This window comes from Aquabacterium sp. (assembly GCF_021768455.1).
Lineage (GTDB): Bacteria > Pseudomonadota > Gammaproteobacteria > Burkholderiales > Burkholderiaceae_C > Aquabacterium.
The window spans coordinates 1-25454 of sequence record NZ_JAIZVX010000015.1 but is presented as its reverse complement, the minus strand read 5'-3'; the positions used below and the strand labels follow the sequence as shown (position 1 = coordinate 25454).

Here is a 25454-nt window from a genome sequence, read left to right as displayed (position 1 = left end):
TGGCCCTTTCAGCGAATTTGGTTGAGCAAGCTGGCGCCATGCGTGACCACGCGCTCACCCGCCTTCAAGCCGGAGGTGACGGCCACCGAGGCGCCATCCAGCGGCTCGAAGGTGATCACGCGTGGCGTGAAGCGCTCGGGCGATTGCTTGACCCAGACGATGTTCTGATTCGATGGGTTTTTGAGCACCGATGCCGACGGGACGGCTTGGCCTTTGACCTTCAGGTCAGATTGCACATAGACCTTCAGGGGCTGCCCGACAGCCAGTTGAGACAGCGCCTGTCCTGTTGCCGAAAAGACCAATGGCAGTGCTTGATCACGCAGGCTTTTGGCTCCGCCAATGAACTTGAGCGGCACCCTTTGTCCACCAATGTTCACTGTTGCGCTGGATACGTTCTGGGCCTGAGCCGTGTCATAGGCCAGCGCCTCGATGCGCAGGCGCTGTGGGTCAACGACCTCGAAGACCAGTTCGCGGGCGTCCACCACCTGGCCAGCCACGGCCTGTGTCGAAGCAATCACGCCGGATACCGGTGCCACGAGCGTGTCGCGCCCCCCCAGACCACCCGAGATGGCCGAGAGGCGCTCGCTCAGGCTGGCCAGCTCACTTTGCGCCGCTTCAATCTCTTTGGCAGGCACCGTGTCAGAGAGTTCCTGAAGGCGTGCCAGTCGTTTGGCTGCCAATGCCCGGGCCGCTTTCAGTTCGGCCTGTTGCGCGACCTGGTTGCTGCGCTCGATGGCCCCCGCTGTGGGCACCACATAGGCCAGGACCTCGCCTTGTTTGACCTGCTGCCCCAGGCTGGGCAAGCCCTTGGGCCCGGCTTGCAAACGGCCCGCCAAAGAAGCTTGTACTTTGCCGCCCGCATTGGGGTCCATCGACACCTTGCCTGAGAGCTCGTATGCGCGGGGCAAGTCGCCGTCAGTGACAGCCAGGGTGCGCAGTTGCCACTGCCTTTGGGCAGGCTTGGGCAAGAACACACTGCCATCGGGTTGGCGCTTGGGGCCATTGCCCGTTGCAGCAGGCGGGGCATCGCCATGGTCATGCCCCTCGCCTGCGCGAGCAAGTGAGGGGCTGAGTGCGGCACCCAGAACCAGGCATGAGGCCAGACACGAAGCCAGCGCCATAGAAATCTTTGTCGTGCTCATTCGGCACCTCCCATGCGTGTGCGCTTGTTGCGCTGAATGAAGAACAGCCCACCGGCGACCACCACCAGCCCGGGCAGCGCCCACTTGAGCCACCGGCTCATGGGCCATGTGCCACCGCCAGAGGCATCGGCAGCATCGGTGTGGGCGGCTTCGTGCACATCCAGCTCGGCCGCCAGCAGATCGGACGCCTGACCAGCCACCACGGTGGCGCTCACAGGGTATTCACCCTCTTCAGGTTCAGCGGCCAGGGTGGCTTCGAACGTGCCTTCTTCGGTTTGTTTGACGGGCAATGCCTTGCCTGCGAATTCGATCTCCAGGCTGGCGCCTTTGACAGGGCTGTTGTCTGCCGCTTGATCCAGGTAGAGCGTCAGCTGGCGGCCGTCGAGCACGCCGACCAGCTCGAACTGGTCCGACGTTGCTTCGAAGCGGGCCAAAGTCGGCTCGGCTGCGGCGCTTGGCGCCTCGCCATGGTCATGGCCTTCACCGGCCATGACCAAAGCCGTCACGGTGCTCAGGCCAAGGGCTGCGGCCCAGGCACGGATGGTTTGTATGTGTGTCATGTGGGGGTTTACCTTTGCGATGGCGATGTGTTCATGGCTTGGGCAGTTCGCCCAAGGCTTGCCACCAGGCCGACCAGGCGGCGGACACGTCAATGCGTGCTCGGCTGAGTGCTTTTTGCGCCTGAACGGCCTCCTGTTCAATGCGCAGGCGGGTGGGCAGATCGGTTTCTCCCAAGCGGAATGACTTGTCGAAGAAGTTTTTGCTCTCCTGCGCAAGTTGCGCCTGGCGATGTGTTGCCTGCCATTGCGTATGGGCGCTTCGCAGTCGTGCCAGCGCCGAAGCGGCTTGCGCTTGCAGGCGTGCCCGCATTTGTAAGGTCATGGCTTGCGCTTCCTGGGCTGCGGCCAAGGCTTCGGCCTGCCTGGCATCGGCTCGTGCGCCTGTGCCAAACGGAACCCTCAGACCAACTGTGATGCTCTGCTGATACGGATCGCCTGTTTGCCCTCGGCTGCGTGTTGTCAACACGGTGAGCTCTGGACTGGCGCGCCTCGATGAGGCGGCCAAATCCGCTTGCGCACTGGCCATGGACTGTTGGGCCATGGCTTCCGCGAACAACGGGTGTTCATCGACTGATGGGGCATCCGATGCGAGGGCATCCGCTGAGGGCAGTGGTGTCGAAACGTCGCCCTCGGATGTCGCTTCGAGGTTGTCAGGAGACAAATCCAGCAGTCCGGTCAGGCCCCTGAGTGCATGCAGCGATGCCTCGTAGGCGCCTTGCGCTTCAGCAACGGCCGATTCGGCCTGTGCCACGGCTCCCTCTGCCTGATGCTGATCCGCGCGGGCCAGATCACCTGCTTTGACGCGGCGGGCCACGTCAAGGGCAATTTGCTGGGCATTGGCAACCCTGGTTTGGGCCAAGGCCAGCTCGGTTTGCGTGCGCTGCGTTTGCCACCAGCCTTCACGAACAAGGCCAGCGAGTTGCAAGCGTTGGGCCTTCATACTGCCTTGTAGCGCCAAGATTTGGGCATGGCTGAGTGCAGTCGCGCGTTGACTCTGGCCGGGCAGCCACAAGGGCAGTGCCACACCAACTTCTACTTCGCGGCTGCCTGCACCCGAGCCAGGGCGGTCGGTCTTGCCTTGCAGCAGCATGGCAGGCGAATCGGCCGTCCACGCGCTGCTGGCGGCCCTCAATGACTCCGCTGCACGCAGGCGTTCGGTGTAGGACTGCGCCTCTGGCTGACGCGACCAGGCTGCTTCCAACAAGGTTAAAAGCGTCAGTTTGGAGGGCGCAGCGGTGAGGTGTTGAGCGTCGCTCTGTGAGATGACAGGTGCCTGAGCCCCCGTTGTTTGAGCTTGAAGGGGTGACAGGCAGGCTAGCGAGGCCATCATGGCCAGCGCTGAGCTTAGTGTTTGATGACGGAAATGCATCCGATTCTTCTCCGGGAAAAATCCACAGGTGGAAGGAATCGGCGAGGGTCAGGGTCGCGGCGTTGAAGGCGAAAAGGGCCGCACAAATGGCATGGCACCGATGCGTCAATCACACGCGATAAGACAGGCTGAATGTGGGGCGCGAACCCCGGGCAGCACCTCGCCGCTCAGGCGAGGTTTGACCAGTTGGGGCGGTCGGGCAAGGCCACGGGCGCAGCGGGCACCCTGGCGTCTTCAGTGCGCATCAGGCCTCGATTGGGCGTGCCAATCTGGTTGCGGCTCGTGAATTGGGGCAACGCTGCGCAGTGACCATGGCAAGCATGGCAGTCGGCGTGGTCGGCGTTGGATGTTTGGCCATCGGGTGACGGGAAGTCACCACCACTCAGTTCGCTGTGCTCATGCTGGTGGTGCCCCAGATGCGTTGTCTGGGGCGAATGTTCGTGCTGGCAATAGGGTGCCGCTGCCGCCCAGAGGGACTGCAAAGGCAACCAACACAGCAAGAAAATGGCGATCCAGCGACGCATGGTGAAAAGTGTAGCAGGGTACGGACGGCGCTCGTGGTGATTCACTTGCCGGACCTGATGGATTGCACGGTTTTGTTCATCCAGTGGCGAACCACGTGCTGAAACAAGTACCGCTTGAAGCCCGAGAGGTTGGTGCCGTGTCTGGTGTAAAAGTCGTCGGGCGTGTCGAAAAGCCCAAAATCATGGTTGATGCCATTGCGCTGGATGTAGGTGCTTTCACCTTGCCAAGCGATGGGCGGGTTTTGCAGGTCGTCCACCGCAGCACCGTATCCGCAAAACGGCCCGTTGTGCTGAGAGAAGCGCTTTTGCAGGGCACTCAGGTAGGTTCGGTCCAGAATGAACCCCTCAAGGTTGATCCAGCGCCCATCCATGTCAACTTCCACCCAACTGTGGATGATGTTCCCGGGGGCGAGCAAATAGGCCAAACCGGTGATGGCACCTTTTTGCAAGGCCTTGTCGATGGTGAAGCCATGGAATCGGCAGGGAACGTCCATGGCTCTGAGCAGTGCCATCAACAAGGTGCCCTTGGTATTGCACTGGCCGATGCCATCTGCCAGCACACGGGAAGCGGGCAGATCGTCTTGGGTGTTGTAGCCAAACGCGATCTCGTCACGCACGAAGGCATACGCCGCCCCAACGCGATCATGTAGTCCCAATGAAGTCCAGTTTCTTTGCTGAATCAGTTGGCGAATGGCTGGGGCGTGGTGGTCAAGGATCGGGGTGGCTTGAGTCAGGTGGTGATGGCGCATGGCGTGAGCCTTCGGCTTTCAAGATTCGATATGCCTTGATTTGAAAGCCTGTAGTGACTCCAGAGTCAAGATGCCAGTGCACCCGCCGCACCGTCTGCGCCACGTCTACCCTGGCAGCCCGCCTGCCATCGCCTTCACGGGGTGCCTTGTTGGAGAGCGATGATTGCCATGCCCGCGATTGCCAGGGCTGCGCCTGCAATGTCCCGGTGCGTGGGTGTCACACAGCACTTCAGTCGAAATTGCATTGCTGCTCAATGGCTTGTGAGTTGTTCGTCGGACCAATTGGGCAGTACGGATCTGTGTGGGGTGCGCCCAGCAATGGGCGTCCCTACCGCGATTGCCAAGACGCTAACTTTCCTTCCTCGTGGCGGCCTTGGCAATTGGCCTCGCTGATAGAGGGGCTCCGGTCTCCAAGAAGTTGGCTACTTGGCAACGTGCACTTGCCTATCTTTGGCATCATCCCAACAATTCAAACCAACGTGGCACAGGCGGATGTGCTTGCCGCAGCCATGTCGGACTCTGGCGTCAATCGCCTGTGGGCACGTCGTGTGGCCCCATTTAATGGCTAACCCCGATGGATCTTCATTTATGTTCTGCGGGCAGCAACTGACTTTGGCTCTGCCGGAAGGATTGCTAGGAGCATGATGTCTGAAGACAATCTGAAAGGCCCAAATGGTGAGGACGTTCTATCATCCGTTCGCCATGATGCTGCCGTGGCGTCGACAAACCGATTCTACGAGGACCATGCGGTCGAATACTTCTCATGGACCTTCGGTGCCCAGACGCAGTTCGTCCTGGATCGCTTCCTGTCACATCTGCCGGCCAAGGCCTCCATCCTTGATGCCGGCTGCGGCTCCGGCCGGGACCTCAAATTCTTTCTTTCCCGGGGTCATTGTGCGTTGGGGATCGATGCCTCGACAGCCCTCGTGCAAATGGCGGCCCAGCATTCGGGCGCCCCATGTGAGGTCGCTCGGATCGAAAGCATCAGCTATGAAGATCGGTTCGATGGGATATGGGCATGTGCTTCATTGCTCCACTTGCCCCGGGACGCATTTCGCCCCGCGCTTCGTTGCCTGAACCGGGCCCTCAAAAGAGGCGGCACACTCTTCATGGCAGTCCAGGAGGGGCAGGGCGAAGCGATTCTTCCGGACGGCCGTTTGTACGTCTACTACTCAGAAGACGACATACGCAGGTCACTTGACGCCGCCGGGTTGGCGGTGAATGAACTGTGGGCGTCGCGAAATTCGGCTGATGCGGTGCACCAGCCGGTATGGATCAATGTCATTGCCACTGTGCGATAGCGCGCCAGGACGACACTGACCGTCGGCATACCTCCCGTCAACGCGGCCAAGTCTCCGTTTTCCCTCCCCGCAACTCACAGACGACGATCAAGGCAGCACCGAGGGTGATGCCGATGTCTGCGACGTTGAATGCTGGCCAGTAGAACGACTGCCACCTGACATCAATCCAGTCCACCACCGCCCCGCGAGCGAGCCGATCGAGCAGGTTCCCTAAAGCACCGCCTAGGAGAAGCCCGAAGGCCAGCCGCTGAGGACGATCGGTTTGAGGCCGCCGAATCAGTACGACCAAAACAATCGAGGCGGCCACCGCCACTGCGCTGAAGAAGAGGCGCTGCCATCCACCTGCGTCGTGCAAGATGCTGAAAGCGGCACCTTCGTTCCGCCAGTGAACGATGTTCAGCACGGGGAGCCAAGGCTCGCTGGAGCCATACGGGAGCGCAGCTACCACCGCAGCTTTGCTTGCGGTGTCGATCAAGAATACGAATGCGGCTGCAAGGAAGGCGCGGGCAACGCGTGGATCAATTGTTTGGCGTATCGTCACTGGACCTTATCCCTCTCGCTGTAGGCCTGAGCAGGCGCAATCCGTTGAACACCACGACCAGGCTCGCATCCATGTCAGCCAGGATTGCCAGCCACAAGCTGGCGTGTCCCGTGAAGGTCATGACCATGGACACCGCCTTGGTGCCGATGGCAAAGGCGATGTTGGCTCTCAGCACATTGCCTACCCGATGGGGGAGAGCGATGAACTCTGGCAACTTGCGCAGGTCGTCTTGCATGAGGGCCACGTCAGCAGTCTCAATGGCGGTGTCGGTGCCTGCTGCGTGATGGTCATGGCGTGCTCCTTGACAACATTTGAAACCCTGTAGCCGGTTCAGAGTCAAGGCCTTGGAAAATCCCTTGCGCACAGGGGGGGATATTCTGCGACTACTGCTCGGGCGGTTGAGCATCATGATTGTCTAGCTGCCCATCTTTGCCTTGACGGGTGTTGAGGGCAAGATGTTCCATCCCATGGCTTTCACGGTGGTGGCGGCTTTGTTGGGCGCCATGATCTTGTCGATGACCTTCGTCCCGGCAGCCGTTGCGCTGTTCCTGACGGGCTCGGTCAGCGAGAAGGAAAACCGCCTGATGGGCAGGGCCAAGCGCGGCTATGAGCCTCTGCTGGACAAGGCCATGTCCCGCCAGCCACTGGTGCTGACCATCACGGGTGTGTCGGTGGCCTTGGCCGTGTTGATGGCCACCCGCATGGGCAGCGAGTTCATCCCCAGCCTGGACGAACACGACATCGCTTTGCACGCGCTGCGCATCCCAGGTACCAGCCTGAGCCAGGCCATCGAGATGCAAGCGCAACTGGAGCGCAGCATCAAGGCCTTCCCTGAGGTCGAGGCGGTGTTCGCCAAGCTTGGCACGGCCGAGATCGCCACCGACCCGATGCCGCCCAGCGTGGCTGACACCTTCGTGATGCTCAAGCCACGTGAGCAATGGCCCGATCCCAAGCGGCCCAAGGATGACCTGGTCAAGGCCTTGCAGGTGGCCGTGATGAAGGTACCCGGCAACAACTACGAGTTCACCCAGCCCATCCAGATGCGCTTCAACGAGTTGATATCAGGCGTGCGCAGCGATGTGGCCGTCAAGGTGTTTGGCGATGACATGGACACGCTCAACGAAACCGCGGAGCAGATCTCCAAGGTGCTGGAGGCCGTGCCTGGGGCCGAAGATGTCAAGGTAGAACAAACCACCGGCCTGCCCATGCTATCTGTGAAGATCGACCGCGAGAAGGCTGGGCGCCTGGGCTTGAACGTGGGCGACATTCAGGACACGCTGGCCACGGCACTGGGTGGGCGCGAGGCAGGGGCGGTGTTCGAGGGGGATCGCCGGTTCGACATCCTGGTGCGCCTGCCAGAAAACCTGCGCAGCGACCTAGACGCTTTGGGGCAGTTGCCCATTCGTCTTCCCGCCAACGCCGCGGGTGAACACGAGGGCTTTGCCCGACTGGGCGATGTGGCCACGATGGACCTGACCCCTGGCCCCAACCAGATCAGCCGCGAAGAAGGCAAACGACGTGTGGTCGTAACCGCCAACGTGCGCGGGCGGGACATCGGCAGCTTTGTGGGTGAGGCGCAAGCCAAGATCGAAGCTGGGGTCAAGGTGTCAGCCGGTTACTGGACCACCTGGGGCGGCACCTTTGAGCAATTGCAATCGGCCTCGCGCCGTCTGGCCATCGTGGTGCCCGTGGCCTTGTTGCTGGTCTTCCTGTTGCTCTTTGCCATGTTTGGCAACGTCAAGGATGGTTTGCTGGTGTTCACCGGTGTGCCCTTTGCGCTGACGGGCGGTGTGGCGGCGCTGTGGCTGCGGGACATTCCCTTGTCGATCTCGGCAGGGCTGGGTTTCATCGCATTGTCGGGTGTGGCCGTGCTCAATGGCTTGGTGATGATTGCCTACATCCGAAGTCTGCGCGAAGGCGGCATGACCCTGGAGCCAGCGATCAGAGAAGGGGCCCTGACACGCCTGAGGCCTGTGCTCATGACCGCGCTGGTGGCCAGCCTGGGCTTTGTGCCTATGGCGGTAGCCATTGGCACGGGCGCCGAGGTGCAGCGGCCGTTGGCCACCGTGGTCATCGGCGGCATCCTGTCATCGACTGTATTGACCCTGTTCGTGCTGCCGCTGCTCTACCGATGGACGCATCGCACAGATGATTTTTCCCCTGCGAACTGATTGCCTCAACCCAAAGGAGTTCATCATGCTGAAACTGAAAATAGCACTGGTCGTTGTGTTTGCGGCCTTGACCACCGCCTGCACGACGGGGCCGCAGGTATCGAGCAACGCCTACTCGCAAGGTTGGCGGCGAGCGCAGGTTGTGGCCATCGAAAAGGATCAGTTGGCGGTGCGATCAAGCAAGGAAGATTGCCGAATGGCATTGGGTGCTGAGGCGGGCAAAACCCGGTTTGCCGTGGCTTCCTATAGCTATGGCGGCAATCCCAACCTGAGGGCAAAGCGCATCGTGGCGATACCCAACGATGTCGATGTCGAGGTGGGCGATTGGGTTGAGGTCAGCATCACCGACTGCCGTCTGGCGCTTAGAAAATAAACTCTGGAAGCAAGGGCCCTTGAGTCACGACATCCTTCCTTCCTGCCTGAACCTGCTCACCCATGATCCAAAAGTTGCTCTCTCATCGACATGTCGGCGTGATGTCCGCGTTGTTGGCCGCATTGTTGTTCGGTGTGAGCGCGCCGCTTGCTAAGGTTCTGCTCGCTCAGACCAGCCCATGGCTGCTGGCGGCGCTGTTGTACCTGGGATCCGGAATGGGTTTGTGGGTGGTGCGTCGCATTCAGCGTGTACCTCCGGTGACCCTGGCTTGGCGCGAATGGGGGTGGTTGGCAGGCGCCATCGTGACGGGCGGCATCGCAGCGCCTGTCTTGTTGATGACTGGGCTTGCGGGCATGTCCGCGTCTCAATCGTCCTTGCTGCTCAATGCGGAGAGTGTGCTGACTGCCGTGCTGGCCTGGGTGGTGTTCAAGGAGAACGTGGACCGACGCATCGTGCTGGGCATGGCTGCCATCGTGGCCGGTGCCTTGGTGCTGAGTTGGCCAGGTGCTGCTGAGCACGTAGCCACTTCGACACTCTGGCCATCTTTGGCGGTGCTGGGGGCATGTTTGGGCTGGGCGGTGGACAACAACCTGACGCGCAAAGTCGCCTTGAACGACGCCGGCTTCATTGCCATGGCCAAAGGATTGAGCGCAGGCAGCAGCAATCTGGTTTTGGCCGTGGCGCTGGGCGCGGGGTGGCCCGGTTGGGAGACCACTTTGTCTGCGGGCTTACTCGGGTTTCTCAGCTACGGCGCCAGCCTGACCTTGTTCGTTCTGGCGCTGCGGCATCTGGGTGCGTCGCGCACAGGGGCCTACTTCTCCGTTGCACCGTTCTTTGGCGCGCTGGTGTCTGTGCTGCTTCTCCACGAGCCTGTCACGGTTCAGTTGCTGGTCGCTGCGGCCTTGATGGCTTGGGGTGTCTGGCTGCACTTGTCGGAGGACCATGCTCACGAGCATTCGCATGAGGCCCTGGAACACGCGCATGAGCACGTTCACGATGCGCACCATCAACATGAGCACGCTGGCCCTGTCGTGCTGGGTGTGCCGCACAAGCACGTTCATCGCCATTTGCCTATGAGCCACAGCCACGCGCATTTCCCGGATGCGCACCATCGACACGGCCACTGAGGTCAGGACGACGTTGGCTGAAACGCAATGAAGGCCTTCCCCGCCAGCGCCATGCAGGCCCAGACCGCTGTCCCAGCGGCTTGGGGTGATGCCATCCACTTGCCACAGTCACGCCAAGGCCCCAAAAATGTAGACACCACCACAGACCGCGTAGGTACGCCCGGCCGCCGTGGGGTGCAGCGTCGGCAGCCACGGAGAACAAACTCAGCGCTGTCGCAGCAGGCAGCAGGAGCCACATGGACTTGCCCTGCTGGAGTACCAGCGCAGGCAGGTAGACCAGGATTTCAAGTGCGTCACTTTTTCTTGAAGCGCTGTAGCCGAAGGGCATTGCCAATCACCGACACGGAGCTCAGACTCATGGCCAGAGCCGCAATCAATGGGGACAGCAGCCACCCGGTCAGGGGATACAGCAAACCCGCTGCGATGGGAATGCCCAAGGCGTTGTAGAAGAACGCGAAAGCCAGGTTTTGCTTCATGTTGGCCACGGTCGCCATGGATAGCATGCGCGCCGTGGCAATCCCTCTAAGGTCGCCTTTGACCAGGGTGATCTGGGCGCTGTTCATGGCCACATCTGTACCCGTTCCCATCGCGACACCCACATCCGCGCGAGCGAGCGCCGGTGCATCGTTGATGCCGTCGCCCGCCATGGCCACCACGCACCCCTCTTTCTGCAGGCGCTCGACCAGCAAGAGTTTGTCTGCGGGCTTGACCTCGCCATGAACCTCATCGATACCCAGCCGTGCGCCGACCGCTTTTGCTGTGGTCTGTCCGTCGCCTGTGGCCATCACTATTCGGATACCTGCCTCCCTAAGGACGGTCAGTGCCTCAGGAGTGCTTGATTTGATGGGGTCAGAGACAGCCAGTAAGCCGGCAATCTGGCCATTGACAGCCAGGTACATGACGCTGGCGCCCTCCGCGCGCAACGCTTCTGCCTGCGGCACAAGTTTCTCTACGGGAGCCCCGATCTGTTGCATGAGGGTGGTGTTGCCCAGCGCCAAGCGATGACCATCTACCTCCCCTTGTACGCCAATGCCTGTGCCAGATTCAAAATTGATCGGCTTGTCCAAGAGCAGGCCCTGTTCACGAGCCGCTCGAACGATGGCATCGGCAAGTGGATGCTCGCTACCTTGATCGAGGCTTGCTGCCAACCTCAATACTTCGGTGGCGTCCCAGCCAGGCGCTGCCACTGCGCGGTCGTAGGCTGGCTTGCCTTCTGTGAGCGTACCCGTCTTGTCCACGATCAATGCATTGACCTGACGCATGCGTTCGATGGCCGCAGCATCCCTGAACAACACACCTTGCGTGGCTCCCTTTCCGGTGGCTACCATGATGGACATGGGCGTGGCCAAGCCCAGCGCACAAGGGCAGGCGATGATCAGCACAGATACCGCGTTGATCAGGCCGTACACCCAGCTCGGATCAGGCCCGAAGAATCCCCAGCCAAAGAATGTCAAGAGGGCAATGCTGATCACGGCCATCACGAAGTAACCGGCTACGACATCGGCCATGCGTTGCATGGGGGCCTTGGAGCGCTGCGCCTGGGCCACCAATTGCACGATCTGCGACAGCATGGTCTCCGATCCAACTCGCTCCGAGCGCATGATCAGCGCACCGTTGGTATTGAGCGTCGCGCCTATTACCTTGTCGCCTAATCGTTTGCTCACGGGAATGGGCTCACCAGTCAGCATGGATTCGTCCACGGCACTCGTGCCTTCCTCCACGACGCCGTCCACAGGAACCTTCTCTCCGGGCCTTACGCGCAAGCGGTCTCCCACGTGGACATGGGACAACGGTACATCTTCTTCGGTTCCGTCAGGCTTTAGCCTCCTGGCTGTCTTGGGCGCCAAACCCAGGAGCGACTTGATGGCAGCTGACGTTTGAGAGCGCGCTTTCAGTTCAAGCACCTGTCCAAGCAGCGTCAGAGAAATGATCACGGCAGCGGCTTCAAAGTAAACCGCCACACGCCCCATCGCCATGAAAGAAGCAGGAAAGGCCTGCGGCGCCGCGGTGGCCACGACGCTGTACCAGTACGCCGCACCGGTGCCCAGGCCGATCAATGTCCACATGTTGGGGCTGCGATGCACCACCGATAGCCAGCCCCGGTAGAAGAATGGCCAACCCCCCCATAGGACGATGGGTGTGGCCAGGGCCAACTCGACCCAGCTTTGGACGGTCATGTCCATCAGCCCCAGGTTGTGTCCGAACATTGCCAGCACAAACACCATGGCGGTCAGTGGCAGCGTCCACCAAAAGCGCTGCTGAAAGTCACGCAACTCGGGGTTGTCGTCATCGAGGCTGGGAAGCAAGGGCTCCAGGGTCATGCCGCACTTGGGGCAGTTGCCCGGGTGGTCTTGACGAACCTCCGGGTGCATCGGGCAGGTATAGGTGGCGCCTGTGAGCTGCTCTGAGGCGGGTAGCTGAGGAGGTGTTGCTCCAGCCTGCTTCCCCTCGTTCGGCAAGGCGAACCGAGCTGGGCTTGAGAGGAACTTGGCCTTGCAGTGTTCGCTACAGAAGAAGAACATCTTGCCTGCGTAGCTCTCAGTCAGTGCCGATTGCTGCTTGATCGTCATGCCGCAAACCGGATCCTTGACTTCGTCGCCATGCAATGCGGCGCTATCGCTGGGTGAGTGGCGATGGCTGTGATTTTCGTTCACGGGCGCACTCCAGTTGTGATTTCAAAAAGCGCGGCAGGATCTTTGGTGTGATCGAAGCATGGGCCTTGTAGGCCAAGCTCATGTTGCATACCCTTCATCGGGTTGCTTTGCCAGAATCTGCCGTGTCCTGTGGCGTGCCAGACCCATGCTTTTGCCCTCCGTGACCGCCATGTCCATGTCCGAACAGATGCATCAGTGGGCATGCCAATAACAGCAGATACGGCAGTTTGCCCACGACATGCGACCAGTGCTCTCGCAATACGAAGAACGCCAAAATGACGCCAACCATGATCAACGCTACGCCGACCGGGGACCTCAGAAACGATGGGCGTCCAGTGCTGCTTTGGTGAGGGTGGTGTACGTTTGTCATTTGCGCTCCGTGTATTTCGAGTGTTTACGTGAGAGTTACTTTTTTGTGCCGGATGCGGGGCCCATGCCCATGCCGTCCTTCATCATTGGACAGTCGCCTTCCTTCATGGCTTTCATGTGCTCATTCATGGCGCCCTGGCGCTTCTTGAAGTCTCGGATCTTCATGATCCGCTGCATATCGGCGTGGTGCTTTTCCATGTGGGCATGCATGCCCTTTGATGCGCCCATAGCAGGCGAAGTCGCTGCGCTTGGGGCCACCATCGACGCGGCGGAGGCCGATGCCGCAGGGTGATGTGCCGAGTGATCTTCCGCCTTTGATTGTGCAAAGGCCATTCCGTTCAATGCCAAAATCACCAGGGCGGCGGCAGAGAAATTGCGGTGGTTCACGATCATGCTGACTCCAGTATTCGCTAGGCGAATGGTTGTGGTGAGTTCAGCTTAGTGGCAGCACCTGTCATGCAGGTGAGCCAGAGATTACAGGTTTGTTATCTTGGTGTCATTGAGGTCATTTACGCCAGCCAGCTTGATCCAGATCAATGGCAGACGGGGCGCATTGCGTGGCGCCGGGCTCGTGGATGCCAACCTACAACGGAAGGGGCATGTCAGGCATGGGACGGGTTCGACCTGTCGCCCACCGGGAAACTCAGCGTGAAGCAGGTGCGCCCATGCTCTGAGGTGACGGCGACTTTTCCGCTGTGGGCTTCGACAATGGCGCGCGTGATGGACAGTCCCAGCCCTGCGCCGTCGCTGGATGGGTGAGCCCGAGCGGGGTCTGCACGGAAGAATCGATCGAACAACCTTGGTAAAACCTTGGGGTCGATGTCTTCGCCCGAATTGGCAACAGCCACCTCGATATAGGGCTCTGCTTTTCGCACGGAGATGCAAACGTCTCCGCTGCTCGGTGTGTGGCGAAGGGCATTTGACAGCAGATTGCTGACGGCCCTCCTGAACATCAGCCTGTCACCTGTGATCAGGTCATCGCCCACAACGTTGATGCGGATAAATTTTTCTTCCGCGACGGCATCGTAAAACTCTACGAGTTTCTGGATTTCTGATGACGCTTGAAAATGCTCCTTTTGAGGTATGGCAAAGCTGCGTTCAGTCTTGGCCAGAAAAAGCATGTCTGACACCATTCTGGCCAAGCGCTGAAACTCCTCGACGTTAGATGCCAGGGTATCTCGATAGGTCTCCGTGTCACGTTGCGATGACAGGACAACCTGTGTTTGCGTCATCAAGTTGCTGATAGGTGTGCGCAGTTCATGCGCCAGATCAGAGGAGAAATCTGACAAACGCTGAAAATCACTTTGCAGCCTGTCCAACATGCTGTTGAGTTCCTTTGCCAGATCGGCCATCTCAATGGGAACTGAGCCGACAGGCATCCGCTCGTCAAGTTGCCTCCCGGAAACTGTCGCAGCACGCGATTTCATCGCCCTCAACGGAGCAAGACCCTGGTGGGCAGCAAACCAACTGAACATGCCGCTGGCGATCATCGCAAGTACCGTGTAAATCGCTAAGGTTCGGCCGAGTTGGGCGATGAATTCGTCGTGGTGTTTCGTGTCAATGGCCACAACAACGTCAAGGGCGTTGGTGGGGTCGTATCCAGGGCTTTGCTGCATGCGAAGCGCCCGGTATTCCCGCCCTTGACTCTGCCACCTTTGAATCACCTGCTCGTCAGGCTGGCTCAGCCCCGGAGCCACTTGCCCAGGTGGAGAAAACCGATCTGAACTGTAGAGTGTTGATCCGTCAATGCCTTTGGCAGAGATGTACATGCCGTGGTGGTGATTCAAGGCCTCGCTCAATCTTTTGCGGGCGTCATCTTGAGAGCGCGACTTCGTTAGGATGTCCTTGATGAGGAGTTGCTTGTCACTGAGGGTGAAGCGGTCCAAATCGATGAAATGCTGGTCTGCAGCGTACATAAGCAGGCTGCCCAAGCCCAGCACAATGCACACGGACGTCAAGGTGAAGAACAATGTCAAGCGAGCGGTCAGTGACAACGCCTTCAGTCGTTCGATCTTCACTGAGCAGACCTTCCAGGCTCTTCGAGAACGTACCCCATTCCTCGTACTGTTTGAATCAACTTCATGTTTTGGCCTTCGTCGATCTTGACCCTCAGGCGTCGAATGGCCACCTCGATCACGTTGGTATCGCTGTCGAAGTTCATGTCCCACACTTGCGATGCGATGAGAGAACGCGGCAGCACCTCACCTTGTCGCCGCATCAGTAGCTCCAGAAGACCGAACTCTTTGGCCGTCAAGTCGATCCTCACGCCACCTCTGGTCACGCGTCGTCGCAAGAGATCCATCTCAAGATCAGCAACGCACAACGTTGGGCCGTCACCATGCTGCCGCCCCCTGCGCAGGATGATTCGAACCCGCGCCAGCAACTCCGCGAACGAGAACGGTTTGATGAGGTAATCATCGGCGCCCAACTCCAGCCCTTTGACACGATCCTCGACTTGATCGCGGGCTGTCAAAAATAAGACAGGCATTTCCAGGCCTTGCTGACGCAAGGTGCTCAGCACTTGCCACCCGTTGAGACCTGGCAGCATGACGTCCAGGATCACCAGATCGTGCGCACCGTGTTTGGCGAGGTGAATCCCGTCGGGGCCGTTGGTCGCCAGATCGACAACAAACCCTGCTTCGCTGAGCCCTTGGCGCAGGTACTCCCCGGTCTTTGGTTCGTCTTCTACGATCAAGATGCGCACGGTGATCTCCAGTTCCTGCCAGCGCCTGAGTTTGCCGCCATTCTGACGTGCGTTTCGCAGATGACAAAACTGTCATCTGCGAAACAGGTTCTCGACAGGCTGACCTGAGCACAATGGCAGCTTGAAATCACAGCTTGCCAAGAGGAAGACATGCTATTGGCCCAATCGTCCTATGTTGTTCGCCCCGCACTGGGTCTGGTGCTGTTAGCCATGGGGGGGCTGACCCAAGCCCAGCAGCCTGCCAGTGCTGAACCAATCGCGCCACCTGAATTCATGGTGACCTACCGATCCCCTATTGGCAGCTACCAGGGCTTTTCCGATCCGGTTCTCGCGGCCTGGAAAGAGTCCAACGACTTGGTCGGTCGCATTGGTGGTTGGCGAGCTTACGCACGAGAGTCGCGTGGTGGTCCCAACATCAAACCGAGCAGCGAGTCTGAACGCGATGATCCGCACGCAGGTCATGGGGAGAGCCGTCGATGAAAAGGCTGTTCAATCGAGTACCGCTGAGAGCGGGTGTCGCTGCGATCGGTTTGGGTGTTCTCTCGGGTTGTGCGAGCATCGACATTGGTCAATCGGTCAAGCGCATCAACGACGAAACCTCGGGCTTCACGCAGGGGAATCTGTCGCTGGCGACGAACGATTCTGAAAAGACAAAACTCCGCGGACGAGCCCACTCTCTGTTGGAAAAGCCTTTGAGCCAGTCGCAAGCAGTGGAGTTGGCGTTGGTCAATAGTCCTTCCATGCAAGCCCTGCTGGCGCAGAGTTGGGCTGAAGCAGCTCAGACGGCTCAGTCAGGCCGCATCGCCAATCCGGTGTTCAGTTTTGAGCGCTTGCGCGCTGGCGATGAGCTGGAGTTGGGGCGCGCTTTGTCCTTTGGCTTGCTTGATCTCATCTCTCTACCTTGGCGACAGAGTGCCGCCAGCCGACGAATCGAACAAGCACAGGTAAAGCTGGCTGCAGACGTTGTGGACCAAGTGACCTTGGTCCGCCAGGCATGGGTCCGTGCCGTGGCCGCTCAACAGACGCTCAAGTACGCCGAACAAGTCTATGAGGCATCGCAAGCAAGCGCAGAGCTGGCGCAGCGTATGCAAGCGGTCGGCAACTTCAACCGTGTTTCCCGCGCCAGGCAACAGGCCTTTTATGCCGACGCAGCAACCCGGTTGGCCTCTGTAAGCCATCTGAACACGGCGGCCAGAGAGGAGTTGGTACGTCTGCTTGGTTTGAACGATGCCCAAGTCGATCAACTGAGGCTTCCAGATCGTCTCCCCGACTTACCCAAGGAACCGGTGAATCCGAAGGCATTCAGTGCGCAGGCGTCTCAATCTCGACTGGATATTCGCTTGGCCCAGAGCAATTTCGATGCGTATGCCAAGGCTCAGGGTCTTGAACTGGTGAACTCGTTTACCGACATCGAGTTGACCGCCCGCAGGAACACCAAATTTGATAACGCAGCGGGAACAAGTTCCACTGCCAGAGGTTATGAGTTGGCCTTGCGACTGCCAATTTTTGACTGGGGCGGTATGCAGCGCGACGCCTTCAATGCGCGTACTTTGGCTGCGGCCAATCAGCTTGAGGCCGTCATACGCTCAGCAGGCTCCAACCTGCGAGAGAGCTATTCGGCTTATCGAGCTGCTCATGACGTCGCCAGGCATTACAGAGACGAGGTTCTGCCTTTGCGCAAGGTCATCTCGGATGAGAACCAGCTTCGCTACAACGGCATGCTCATCGGTGTATTCGAGTTGCTGGCCGACTACCGGGATCAAGTGGAAACTGTGATTGCCGCCATCGATGCTGAACAACAGTTCTGGTTGGCCGACGCCGCGATGCAGGCATCGCTGATCGGGCGCCCCACCAGTACCACCTTGTCCGTCGGCGGCGCAGCTCCCAGCGCCGGTGGCGGTCATTGATCAAAGGAACAAAGATGTCGTCAAGAAGAGATTTTTTCAGGATGGCTGGCATTGCTGGTGGCGCCGTGGCAGCCAGTGCCGTCAGTCGCGTGGCGATGGCCGCGTTGCCTGAGCCGGTGATTCAGACCAGTTCGGACACCATGGCTCCTCTCGTTCCTGAAACAGGGCGTGCTTACAACCCTGTGGTGACCTTGAATGGCTGGACTTTGCCTTGGCGGATGAACCAAGGCGTCAAGGAGTTCCATTTGGTTGCCGAGCCCGTGGTGAGGGAGATGGCGCCAGGCTTCAAGGCGCACCTGTGGGGGTACAACGGGCAAAGCCCTGGGCCCACCATCGAGGTGGTTGAAGGCGACCGTGTTCGGCTTTATGTCACCAATCGGTTGCCTGAGCACACGAGCATCCATTGGCATGGACAGCGGCTGCCCAACGGCATGGACGGTGTGGCCGGTTTGAATCAGCCCGCCATTCCTGTGGGGAAGACCTACGTTTACGAGTTCGTGGCACGTCGTCCAGGAACGTTCATGTATCACCCCCATGCCGACGAAATGACACAGATGGCCATGGGCATGATGGGGTTTTGGGTCACGCACCCGAAGAACAAGCACCCGTTGATCGATGAGGTCAACAGAGACTTCTGCTTCTTGCTCAATGCTTTTGACATCGATCCGGGCAGTTACACCCCCAAGACGATGACCATGCTTGACTTCAATCTGTGGGCGTGGAACAGCCGCATCTTTCCCGGGGTCGACTCGCTCAACGTTCGACTCAACGACAAAGTGCGCATCCGGGTTGGCAATCTCACGATGACGAACCACCCCATCCATTTGCATGGACATGAATTCTTGGTGACAGGCACCGATGGTGGCCCGACGCCGAAGAGCACTCGCTGGTACGAGGTGACCACCGACGTTGCCGTTGGGCAAATGCGGCAGATCGAGTTTTTGGCCGATGAGGAGGGGGACTGGGCTTTTCACTGCCACAAGAGCCATCACACCATGAACGCCATGGGGCATGACGTTCCAAATCTGATTGGTGTGGATCACCGTGGCGTTGCCAAAAAGATCAAGGGCCTTTTGCCTGAGTACATGGTCATGGGCGAGCGTGGGATGGCCGACATGACCGAGATGGAAATGCCGATACCTGACAACACGGTACCCATGATGACTGGCGAAGGGCCTTTTGGCTCGGTCGAGATGGGCGGCATGTTCAGTGTGCTCAAGGTTCGCAAGAACCAAAAGCATGGCGATTACAAGGACCCTGGTTGGTTCAAGCATCCTGCAGGCACCGTGGCACATGAATATACCGGCCCCTTGAGTGAGCCTGCCAGATTCAAGTCTGAAGGTGGGCAATCTATGCCCCGGGCCAAGAAGCCTGACAAGGCTGTCGAGGTGCGAGCCCGCAAGCCGACGTCTCACAGCGATCACTGATTCTCAACCTCTTGATACGGATTTTTCATGATGAACAAACGTCGATTCGCCACCCACTTCATTGCTGCAACTTGCTTGACGCTGTCCGCTTCCGCATTTGCTGGGGGAGACCATGCGCATGACCATGGTGCAGGAACCCAGGCCGCTGAAGAAACCGCCATCGGCAAGCCTGGTCGGGCATCGAAAGTCACCAGAACGATCAAGGTTTCGATGAGCGACAAGATGCGATTTGAACCTGCATCGATTCAAGTCAAGCAGGGCGAAACAGTGCGCTTCGTCGTCAGAAACGCAGGCCAGATCAAGCACGAGATGAACCTGGGGACCGAAAAGGAACTTTTGGAGCATTTGGAGGTGATGAAGAAGTTCCCGAACATGGAGCACGACGAGCCCAACAAGGTGACCATTGCGCCTGGGCAGCAAGGTGAAATCGTCTGGCAGTTCACTAAAGCCGGGACAGTGAATTTCGCGTGCTTGGTTCCTGGTCACTACGAGGCGGGCATGAAGGGCAAGGTCCAGGTTTCGAAGAAATGATCATGCGAGACCAATCTGTGTCTCCATTGCGCTCTAGGCGCAAAGTGCTGATGGCGGCCTTGTCATTGGCATGTACGCCGACGATTTGGGCGGCCTCAGAGACTGCGGAGCGAACACCAATCAAGGTGTGGAAAGATCCCAACTGCGGCTGTTGCAAGCTGTGGGTCTCGCACCTTGAGCACAATGGCTTCGTCGTCACCGTGGTGGATGAGGGCAACAAGGCCGCGCGTGCCGCCCTTGGGATGCCGGAGCGGCAGGCATCCTGTCACACGGCTGTGGTGTCCGGCTATGTGATCGAGGGGCACGTCCCTGCGCGCGATATCCGCCGGTTGCTCAAAGACAGGCCACATGCCCTGGGTTTGGCTGTGCCTGGCATGCCTGTCGGATCTCCTGGGATGGATGGGCCTGACTTTGATGGTCACCGCGATCCATACCAAGTGCTGCTGATCCGCAAAGACGGATCGGTTCTGGTTTTTAACTCTTACTCATGAGGTCAACAATGAACGCCATTGCTAAGTTTTTAGCCGTATCGGCTTGTGCCATCGGCATCGCTTCTCCACTTGCTTCATTCGCTCAAGCTGCCATGGACCATTCGAAGATGGAGTCCGCGCAGGCTCCCGCAATGACCGACGGCGAGATCAAGAAAATTGATCAGACCAACGGCAAAGTCACCATCAAGCATGGTGACATCAAGCACCTGGACATGCCAGGCATGACCATGGTGTTTACCGCCAAAGACAAGAGCATCTTGTCCAATCTCAGGCCTGGTGATCAGGTGAAATTCATGGTCCTCAGCGAGGGTGGGAAGATGATCGTGACGGAAATAAAAAATGCGCCCTGACGAAAGTGTTAAATCACGTTAGGCGCCAGGCTTGTTGAGTTGGTGTTGACTGTCTTTGCTCGGTGGTGTTTTTCCGAGATCGATTCAATCAGGCTTTGCTTGGGCAATTTATCTGATCGGTTGATTGGTTAGAGGATCGCCCATAGTCCAATTCAGTGCCCACTCTGCTGAAGATGGTGTTTGGCCTGATTTGGGAGTGCTTTTTATTTTGGGGCTGTGGTGAAGAGCTATCTTCTTTTTCTTCGGTATGCATTGAAAAACTGGTTATCGAAAGAAAAATTGGTGGACGAGAGCTCAGCGTTTGATGTGTCCCTCACTTCACACGGAGATCGTGTCAACAGGGTTCATTTGGCGATCGAATCTGCGTGCAGCGGAATTAAGCCCAGAAGAGTCATTCTGTTCTTGTCTCGGGAAGATTGGCCGGGGCGATTGCCGAAATCGTTGACGCGTTTGTGTCATCGTGGATTGGAGGTGATAACCTGCGAAAACGATGGGCCTCACAAAAAGCTGCAACCTTATCTGCAGATGAATGCCTCTTTCGTTCGACCTTTGATCACCATTGACGACGATGTTTTTTACGAACATCTTGCTTTCAAGCATCTTTTTGATGCCTGGTTGAGCGATAAGGCCGTTATTCATTGTTTGCGCGCTCGGTCTGTCTTAACGAATGGCGATGCATTGATGCCCTACATCGCATGGCCGCTTTGCAATAGCAGTGTCCCCTCCCATCTAAATTTCTCCACTGGAGTGGGTGGTGTACTTTACCCACCTGATTTTCTGCTTCTGCTCAAACGAGTCGGACTCGGTTACCGGGCGACGTGTCCTGATGCGGATGATATTTGGGTTAACGCGTGTGCTGTGCGCTCCGGATTTCGGGTCAGGCAAGTTTTCAATGCTCCCTCACGCAGACCAGATATACCTGGGTCCAGACGTACGGCCTTGTTCAAAAAGAACATCCGTTTGGGTGGCAATGATGCGCAATTGGCAAGGGTCTATGACAAGTACATTATTTCAAGAATGACGGATGAGTTTTCAAGACGTTTTAATATTGACGAGATGCTGTCAAATTAGTCATCGCGACGTCATGTCTATGTAAGGTGGCAGCGGTTAAATTGCATGTCGTGGCCTTATATATTTTATTCGAAGGCCACATTTTTGCCAATTTCTAAGAGGAAACACCATGAAAAATTCTACCTCGTTGATCACGCTTGTCGCCTTGATTGGATTTGTCGGGTCTGCTTATGCTGGTGATGCGGCTAAAAATCAGGCCGCTGCTACGCATCAACTGAAAGATGGTGGCACGCTTTACATTTTCAAGGATGGAAAAATGGCGAAGGAAAGTAAGTATGGAAAAGCCGTTTACATGAAAAAAGGTGAAACGTTAGAAACCGTCGACGGGAAGAAGATAGTTGCGAGCAGCAACGAGGTGGCAAGGCTTGGCAACCTGATCAGTGAAGGACACCTGGATTGATTGGATGATGCGCTGCTTGCCCACATCGTCCAGGTCAACTTTGCCGACCTGACCGCAGCCCGCTCCGCGCGGGCTTCGTTTCGCTTTGGGCATGTGGGGTTGCCAGGATATCGAGGATCGGGCAGTCCGGTCTGTCATCACCATGGCAGCAATGAACGAGGTGTTCGAGGGTGGCCTTCATGGCAAGCAATTCCTGGAGCTTCTGATTTAACTCCTGCAGATGGGCCTGGGCCAGCGCCTTCACTTGGCGGCTTGGGCGTCGACGGTCTTGCCATAGTCCCAGCAGTTCGCGGATCTGATCCAGCGAGAACCCGAGGTCTCTGGCTTGCCGAATGAAGCGCAAGGTGCCGACCTCCTTGTCGGTGTACTGGCGGTAACCTGCATCGGTTCGCAAAGCGCCGGGGAAGAGCCCCACGCTTTCATAGTGCCGGATCATCTTGGCCGACACGCCAGAGGCCTTGGCTGCTTCTCCGATGTTCATGTGTTCGCTCATGCAGCGGCTCCTTGTGAATTGACGGTGGCAGGCTTGGTGTGCTGTGGCAACTCGTTTTCCATCGCACCCCGCCAACGGCGCAGCAAGAGCGCATTGGCGATGACGCTGAGGCTGCTGAGCGCCATGGCGGCACCCGCGATGACGGGGTTGAGCATGCCCAGTGCCGCCAGTGGGATGCCCAGGACGTTATAGGCAAAGGCCCAGAACAGCCCCTGCTTGATCTTGGCATAGGTTCGCCGCGACACATCCAGGGCGTCGGCCACCAGCCTGGGGTCGCCGCGCATCAGCGTGACGCCTGCGGTCTCGGTTGCCACGTCAGCACCTCCGGCCATCGCAAAACCGCAAGATGCTGCAGCCAGGGCAGGGCCATCGTTCAGGCCATCACCCACGAAGGCCACGACCTCACCGCTGGCGCGCAAGGCTTGCACGATGGCCGCTTTGTCGCTGGGCAGCACCTCCGCTCGCACATCGAGAATACCCAGGGCCTGCGCGACCGCATCAGCGCTGCCCTGGTTGTCGCCGGTCAGCATGAGGGTTTTGATGCCCAGTTGGTGCAGGTTTCTCACCGCTGCAGTTGCCGTGGGCTTGACGGTGTCTCCGAAGGCCATCAGCCCCAACAGTTCAAAGCCGCCTGCGTTTTGCTGCACAAGCCATGACAAGGTCCGTCCTTGCCGCTCCAACACATCGGCTTGCGTGCCGAGCGCACCTGCATCCACCCCCAGTTCATTCAAAAGTCTGGTGTTGCCCAGCATCAACTTGGCTCCCCTCACCATGCCCTCGACGCCCCGGCCCGCCAGTGCCTTGGCATCTCGCACAGAGGGGATGGTGAGGCTGGCGTCGCGGGCGTGGGTGGTGACTGCCAGTGCCAGCGGATGGCTGCTTGCTTGTTGCAACGCTGCGGCCAGAGCGACCACTTCGTCAATGCCTGACCCTTCGGCCGGGACAACGGCTACCAGCGTCGGCTTGCCTTCCGTCAGTGTGCCTGTTTTGTCGAACGCCACGACGGTCACCGAATGCGCGATCTCCAATGCCTGAGCATCCTTGATGAGGATGCCTCGGCGTGCGGCGGCACCTGTTCCGACCATGATCGCCGTGGGTGTGGCCAGGCCCAATGCACATGGGCAGGCGATCACCAGCACGGCCACGGCGTTGATCAAGGCATGCTCCCAGTCTCCGTTGATGCCAAGCCAAGCCAGAAAGGTGAGTAGCGCGACCCCCAACACCACGGGAACGAACACGGCGCTGACACGGTCCACGATGCGCTGGATGGGTGCCTTGCCCGCCTGGGCCGACTCGATCAGCCGGATGATGCGTGCCAGGGTTGTTTCGGCACCGACGGCCTGCGTCTTGACAATCAACATGCCCTCGGCGTTGATGGCCCCGCCGGTCACCTGATCACCCACTTGTTTGGCGACAGGCAGGCTTTCGCCTGTGATGAGCGATTCATCCACATGGCTGCGCCCCTCAATGATTTCGCCATCAACGGGCACGCGGTCACCCGGGCGTATGCTCACCAGGTCACCGACCCTCACGTCGGCCACGGGCATTTCGACGTCAACGCCATCGCGTCGAACCAGTGCCGTGCTCGGCCGCAAGGCGTTGAGAGAGCGAATCGCGTCCGTGGTCTGCCGCTTTGCGCGATCTTCCAACCACTTGCCCAGGAGAACGAGCGTGATCACTGCAGCCGAGGCTTCGAAATAGAGGTGCGGCATGCCGTGCTGTGAATGCCGCATCAGAACGTAGACGGACAGGCCGAAGGCTGCGGACGTGCCAAGCGCAACCAGCAGGTCCATGTTGCCGGCCTTGGCCTTGACGGCCCGCCATCCTGCCCGGTAGAAGCGCCAGCCCAGCCAGAATTGCACCGGCGTGGCCAGTGCGAGTTGCAGCCAGCCATTGAGCATCCAGTCGATCCCCACCAACTGCAGCACCATGGGCAATACCAGTGGCAAGGTTAAAACAGAAGCGATCGCCACGGGCCCCCATGTCGGCAGGGTGTTGGGCTTTGCGGGCTCGGCTTCCTGCTTCAATTGAGTCACATAGCCTGCCTTGGTGACGGCTGCCACGAGAGATGCGGGTGGGATCGTGGAGAGTGCACGCACGGCGGCCTGTTCGGTTGCCAGGTTGACGGAGGCCAACAAGACGCCGGGAACCTTGAGCAAGGCTTTTTCCACCCGGGTGACGCAAGAGGCGCAGGTCATGCCCTCGACATGGAGGGCCACATCGGTGGTCTTCAGGTCGTAGCCGGCCTCGCGGACGGCTGCGCTGAGTACCTCAAGGTTCACAGATGGGTCCGCTTGGACCGAGGCCACTTCGGTGGCCAAATTGACGTTGGCGCTTTGCACACCAGCCGTTGCCTTGAGCGATTTTTCTACCCTGGACACACAAGAAGCGCAAGTCATCCCCGAGATGGGGATGTCGATTCGGAATGTGACCAGCGGCTTTTGCGGGGAGATCATGGTGTGCCCGTATAGGTGGTTGATGTTTGTCGTGGATCCTCAAGCTTCCCATCGTGGGAATGTAAAGCCGTGTGGCAATTACATGCGTTAACTGCGGGGTTATTGAAAACAGGTGCTTGACCTTCCTGCTGTAGGAAGCTTGAAAGTGAATCCACCCCAAACCAATCGGAGTTTCTGATGATCACTTTTGAAGTCAAGGACATGACTTGCGGCCATTGCGTCAGCACCATCACCAAGGCGGTGCGGGCCGTCGATAAAGAGGCCACCGTACGGATCGAGTTGCAGTCGCACCAAGTCCAGATCGAACCCACAGAGGCGGATGCAGATGAACTTCGCGACGCAATCCAGGAGGCTGGCTACACCCCTGTGGTGGTGACAAATGGGCCGCTCAAACCCGAGAAGGCCAGTCGAGGTGGCTGTTGTTGTGGGTGATGGCGTGACAGCCTTCAGGCATGTTTCATGTGAGGCGCTTGCGTGGCGCGCCTTGCCTTTTTGCTGCGGCGAATCAGCAGGTACGCAGCCGGAATCACGAACATCGACAGCAGTGGCGCCGTGATCATGCCCCCGACCATGGGTGCAGCAATGCGCTGCATGACCTCGGAGCCCGTGCCTGCACCCCACATGATCGGCAGCAAGCCCGCGAGGATCACTGCCACCGTCATGGCCTTGGGGCGCACGCGCAGCACGGCACCGTCACGGATGGCGTCCAGCAGGTCATCGACACTGACCTGGCCCTTGTCGATG

The 25454-nt window shown here is 58.8% G+C and carries 25 protein-coding genes and 3 pseudogenes; 13 read left to right on the top strand and 15 right to left on the bottom strand.

All coding sequences use genetic code 11. From position 1 onward, the window contains the following. Positions 1–8: 8 nt before the first annotated feature. The 4 genes from QZ994_RS03730 to QZ994_RS03715 all read right to left on the bottom strand — a co-directional run bounded on the left by QZ994_RS03730 (position 9) and on the right by QZ994_RS03715 (position 4344). Positions 9–1142, bottom strand: coding sequence for an HlyD family efflux transporter periplasmic adaptor subunit (locus tag QZ994_RS03730; RefSeq protein WP_290868415.1), 1134 nt, complete (start codon positions 1140–1142; stop codon positions 9–11). Beyond that, on the bottom strand, positions 1139–1702 hold the full coding sequence (locus QZ994_RS03725) for a hypothetical protein (protein WP_137839872.1): 564 nt from the start codon (positions 1700–1702) through the stop codon (positions 1139–1141). Before QZ994_RS03725 ends, QZ994_RS03730 begins: the two co-directional genes overlap by 4 nt. Positions 1703–1733: 31 nt before the next feature. Then, positions 1734–3071, bottom strand: a complete 1338-nt coding sequence (locus QZ994_RS03720; protein ID WP_137839873.1) for a TolC family protein — start codon at positions 3069–3071, stop codon at positions 1734–1736. 565 nt (positions 3072–3636) lie between these two features. Next, complete coding sequence (locus QZ994_RS03715; RefSeq protein ID WP_137839874.1) at positions 3637–4344, bottom strand: transglutaminase family protein; 708 nt, start codon at positions 4342–4344, stop codon at positions 3637–3639. Between the two features lie 641 nt (positions 4345–4985). Here QZ994_RS03715 and QZ994_RS03710 point away from each other — a divergent pair. After that, positions 4986–5645: a bifunctional 2-polyprenyl-6-hydroxyphenol methylase/3-demethylubiquinol 3-O-methyltransferase UbiG gene (locus QZ994_RS03710; RefSeq protein WP_290868409.1), complete on the top strand. Its 660-nt coding sequence runs from the start codon at positions 4986–4988 to the stop codon at positions 5643–5645. A gap of 37 nt (positions 5646–5682) precedes the next feature. On the opposite strand, the gene lspA is transcribed toward QZ994_RS03710, so the two are convergent. Beyond that, complete coding sequence (gene lspA / locus QZ994_RS03705) at positions 5683–6186, bottom strand: signal peptidase II (protein ID WP_256450025.1); 504 nt, start codon at positions 6184–6186, stop codon at positions 5683–5685. Next, a pseudogene (locus QZ994_RS03700) lies at positions 6164–6466 on the bottom strand (hypothetical protein); the annotation flags it as partial. The pseudogene QZ994_RS03700 and the gene lspA, both read right to left, overlap by 23 nt. Positions 6467–6569: 103 nt before the next feature. Between QZ994_RS03700 and QZ994_RS03695 the strand changes: the two are divergent. The 3 genes and pseudogenes from QZ994_RS03695 to QZ994_RS03685 form a co-directional block, all read left to right on the top strand. Beyond that, a pseudogene (locus QZ994_RS03695) lies at positions 6570–8357 on the top strand (efflux RND transporter permease subunit); the annotation flags it as partial. 25 nt (positions 8358–8382) lie between these two features. Further along, a complete protein-coding gene (locus QZ994_RS03690) occupies positions 8383–8730 on the top strand; it encodes a hypothetical protein (protein ID WP_133611061.1) in 348 nt (115 codons plus the stop codon). A gap of 62 nt (positions 8731–8792) precedes the next feature. Next, the gene (locus tag QZ994_RS03685; RefSeq protein WP_137839877.1) at positions 8793–9857 is read left to right on the top strand and encodes a DMT family transporter; all 1065 of its coding nucleotides are present in this window, start codon (positions 8793–8795) and stop codon (positions 9855–9857) included. A 2-nt stretch (positions 9858–9859) separates the two neighbouring features. Here QZ994_RS03685 and QZ994_RS03680 read toward each other — a convergent pair. The 6 genes and pseudogenes from QZ994_RS03680 to QZ994_RS03655 form a co-directional block, all read right to left on the bottom strand. Beyond that, a pseudogene (locus QZ994_RS03680) lies at positions 9860–10185 on the bottom strand (YnfA family protein). Continuing rightward, positions 10151–12511 carry a heavy metal translocating P-type ATPase gene (locus QZ994_RS03675; protein WP_290868404.1) on the bottom strand — a complete coding sequence of 787 codons (2361 nt, stop codon included), beginning with the start codon at positions 12509–12511 and terminating at the stop codon, positions 10151–10153. Before QZ994_RS03675 ends, QZ994_RS03680 begins: the two are co-directional and overlap by 35 nt. Positions 12512–12605: 94 nt before the next feature. Then, positions 12606–12881, bottom strand: a complete 276-nt coding sequence (locus QZ994_RS03670; protein ID WP_133611063.1) for a DUF2933 domain-containing protein — start codon at positions 12879–12881, stop codon at positions 12606–12608. 35 nt (positions 12882–12916) lie between these two features. Then, the gene (locus QZ994_RS03665; RefSeq protein ID WP_290868399.1) at positions 12917–13273 is read right to left on the bottom strand and encodes a hypothetical protein; all 357 of its coding nucleotides are present in this window, start codon (positions 13271–13273) and stop codon (positions 12917–12919) included. Positions 13274–13482: 209 nt separating this feature from the next. Continuing rightward, positions 13483–14898, bottom strand: coding sequence for a heavy metal sensor histidine kinase (locus QZ994_RS03660; protein WP_290868396.1), 1416 nt, complete (start codon positions 14896–14898; stop codon positions 13483–13485). Beyond that, positions 14895–15584, bottom strand: coding sequence for a heavy metal response regulator transcription factor (locus QZ994_RS03655; RefSeq protein ID WP_058089017.1), 690 nt, complete (start codon positions 15582–15584; stop codon positions 14895–14897). The genes QZ994_RS03660 and QZ994_RS03655 overlap by 4 nt, the downstream gene beginning before the upstream one ends. A gap of 150 nt (positions 15585–15734) precedes the next feature. Here QZ994_RS03655 and QZ994_RS03650 point away from each other — a divergent pair, with 150 nt between their 5' ends. From QZ994_RS03650 to QZ994_RS03615, 8 genes are all read left to right on the top strand, one after another. Beyond that, entirely contained in the window at positions 15735–16064 is a 330-nt protein-coding gene (locus tag QZ994_RS03650) for a hypothetical protein (RefSeq protein ID WP_133611065.1), read from the top strand. Then, entirely contained in the window at positions 16061–17491 is a 1431-nt protein-coding gene (locus tag QZ994_RS03645) for a TolC family protein (protein ID WP_290868391.1), read from the top strand. Before QZ994_RS03650 ends, QZ994_RS03645 begins: the two co-directional genes overlap by 4 nt. 14 nt (positions 17492–17505) lie before the next feature. Next, positions 17506–18918 carry a copper oxidase gene (locus tag QZ994_RS03640; protein ID WP_137839880.1) on the top strand — a complete coding sequence of 471 codons (1413 nt, stop codon included), beginning with the start codon at positions 17506–17508 and terminating at the stop codon, positions 18916–18918. A 30-nt stretch (positions 18919–18948) separates the two neighbouring features. Further along, complete coding sequence (locus QZ994_RS03635) at positions 18949–19449, top strand: cupredoxin family protein (protein ID WP_133611132.1); 501 nt, start codon at positions 18949–18951, stop codon at positions 19447–19449. A gap of 2 nt (positions 19450–19451) precedes the next feature. Further along, on the top strand, positions 19452–19940 hold the full coding sequence (locus tag QZ994_RS03630) for a DUF411 domain-containing protein (RefSeq protein WP_137839881.1): 489 nt from the start codon (positions 19452–19454) through the stop codon (positions 19938–19940). Positions 19941–19948: 8 nt separating this feature from the next. After that, entirely contained in the window at positions 19949–20290 is a 342-nt protein-coding gene (locus tag QZ994_RS03625; protein ID WP_290868384.1) for a copper-binding protein, read from the top strand. Positions 20291–20509: 219 nt separating this feature from the next. Continuing rightward, positions 20510–21361: a hypothetical protein gene (locus QZ994_RS03620; protein WP_137839883.1), complete on the top strand. Its 852-nt coding sequence runs from the start codon at positions 20510–20512 to the stop codon at positions 21359–21361. Between the two features lie 109 nt (positions 21362–21470). Then, a complete protein-coding gene (locus tag QZ994_RS03615; protein ID WP_137839884.1) occupies positions 21471–21761 on the top strand; it encodes a CopK family periplasmic copper-binding protein in 291 nt (96 codons plus the stop codon). Between the two features lie 34 nt (positions 21762–21795). On the opposite strand, the gene cueR is transcribed toward QZ994_RS03615, so the two are convergent. Continuing rightward, a complete protein-coding gene (cueR, locus tag QZ994_RS03610; protein ID WP_125244136.1) occupies positions 21796–22242 on the bottom strand; it encodes a Cu(I)-responsive transcriptional regulator in 447 nt (148 codons plus the stop codon). An 8-nt stretch (positions 22243–22250) separates the two neighbouring features. Next, a complete protein-coding gene (locus tag QZ994_RS03605) occupies positions 22251–24710 on the bottom strand; it encodes a heavy metal translocating P-type ATPase (RefSeq protein ID WP_290868378.1) in 2460 nt (819 codons plus the stop codon). Between the two features lie 177 nt (positions 24711–24887). Between QZ994_RS03605 and QZ994_RS03600 the strand changes: the two genes are divergently transcribed. Beyond that, positions 24888–25142, top strand: coding sequence for a heavy-metal-associated domain-containing protein (locus QZ994_RS03600; RefSeq protein ID WP_125244032.1), 255 nt, complete (start codon positions 24888–24890; stop codon positions 25140–25142). Positions 25143–25156: 14 nt separating this feature from the next. Here QZ994_RS03600 and QZ994_RS03595 read toward each other — a convergent pair. After that, a partial coding sequence (locus tag QZ994_RS03595) for an efflux RND transporter permease subunit (protein WP_290868369.1) occupies positions 25157–25454 on the bottom strand: 298 nt, incomplete at its 5' end.

Excerpts from the sequence above, each read along its gene's own strand:
- QZ994_RS03605 (WP_290868378.1), bottom strand. The coding sequence starts at position 24,710 with ATGATCTCCCCGCAAAAGCCGCTGGTCACATTCCGAATCGACATCCCC.
- cueR (WP_125244136.1), bottom strand. The coding sequence starts at position 22,242 with ATGAACATCGGAGAAGCAGCCAAGGCCTCTGGCGTGTCGGCCAAGATG.
- QZ994_RS03625 (WP_290868384.1), top strand. The coding sequence starts at position 19,949 with ATGAACGCCATTGCTAAGTTTTTAGCCGTATCGGCTTGTGCCATCGGC.
- QZ994_RS03715 (WP_137839874.1), bottom strand. The coding sequence starts at position 4,344 with ATGCGCCATCACCACCTGACTCAAGCCACCCCGATCCTTGACCACCAC.
- QZ994_RS03645 (WP_290868391.1), top strand. The coding sequence starts at position 16,061 with ATGAAAAGGCTGTTCAATCGAGTACCGCTGAGAGCGGGTGTCGCTGCG.
- QZ994_RS03650 (WP_133611065.1), top strand. The coding sequence starts at position 15,735 with ATGCTATTGGCCCAATCGTCCTATGTTGTTCGCCCCGCACTGGGTCTG.
- QZ994_RS03640 (WP_137839880.1), top strand. The coding sequence starts at position 17,506 with ATGTCGTCAAGAAGAGATTTTTTCAGGATGGCTGGCATTGCTGGTGGC.
- QZ994_RS03730 (WP_290868415.1), bottom strand. The coding sequence starts at position 1,142 with ATGAGCACGACAAAGATTTCTATGGCGCTGGCTTCGTGTCTGGCCTCA.
- QZ994_RS03690 (WP_133611061.1), top strand. The coding sequence starts at position 8,383 with ATGCTGAAACTGAAAATAGCACTGGTCGTTGTGTTTGCGGCCTTGACC.
- QZ994_RS03720 (WP_137839873.1), bottom strand. The coding sequence starts at position 3,071 with ATGCATTTCCGTCATCAAACACTAAGCTCAGCGCTGGCCATGATGGCC.
- QZ994_RS03630 (WP_137839881.1), top strand. The coding sequence starts at position 19,452 with ATGCGAGACCAATCTGTGTCTCCATTGCGCTCTAGGCGCAAAGTGCTG.
- QZ994_RS03665 (WP_290868399.1), bottom strand. The coding sequence starts at position 13,273 with ATGATCGTGAACCACCGCAATTTCTCTGCCGCCGCCCTGGTGATTTTG.
- QZ994_RS03600 (WP_125244032.1), top strand. The coding sequence starts at position 24,888 with ATGATCACTTTTGAAGTCAAGGACATGACTTGCGGCCATTGCGTCAGC.
- QZ994_RS03615 (WP_137839884.1), top strand. The coding sequence starts at position 21,471 with ATGAAAAATTCTACCTCGTTGATCACGCTTGTCGCCTTGATTGGATTT.
- QZ994_RS03710 (WP_290868409.1), top strand. The coding sequence starts at position 4,986 with ATGATGTCTGAAGACAATCTGAAAGGCCCAAATGGTGAGGACGTTCTA.
- QZ994_RS03725 (WP_137839872.1), bottom strand. The coding sequence starts at position 1,702 with ATGACACACATACAAACCATCCGTGCCTGGGCCGCAGCCCTTGGCCTG.
- QZ994_RS03670 (WP_133611063.1), bottom strand. The coding sequence starts at position 12,881 with ATGACAAACGTACACCACCCTCACCAAAGCAGCACTGGACGCCCATCG.
- QZ994_RS03635 (WP_133611132.1), top strand. The coding sequence starts at position 18,949 with ATGAACAAACGTCGATTCGCCACCCACTTCATTGCTGCAACTTGCTTG.
- QZ994_RS03685 (WP_137839877.1), top strand. The coding sequence starts at position 8,793 with ATGATCCAAAAGTTGCTCTCTCATCGACATGTCGGCGTGATGTCCGCG.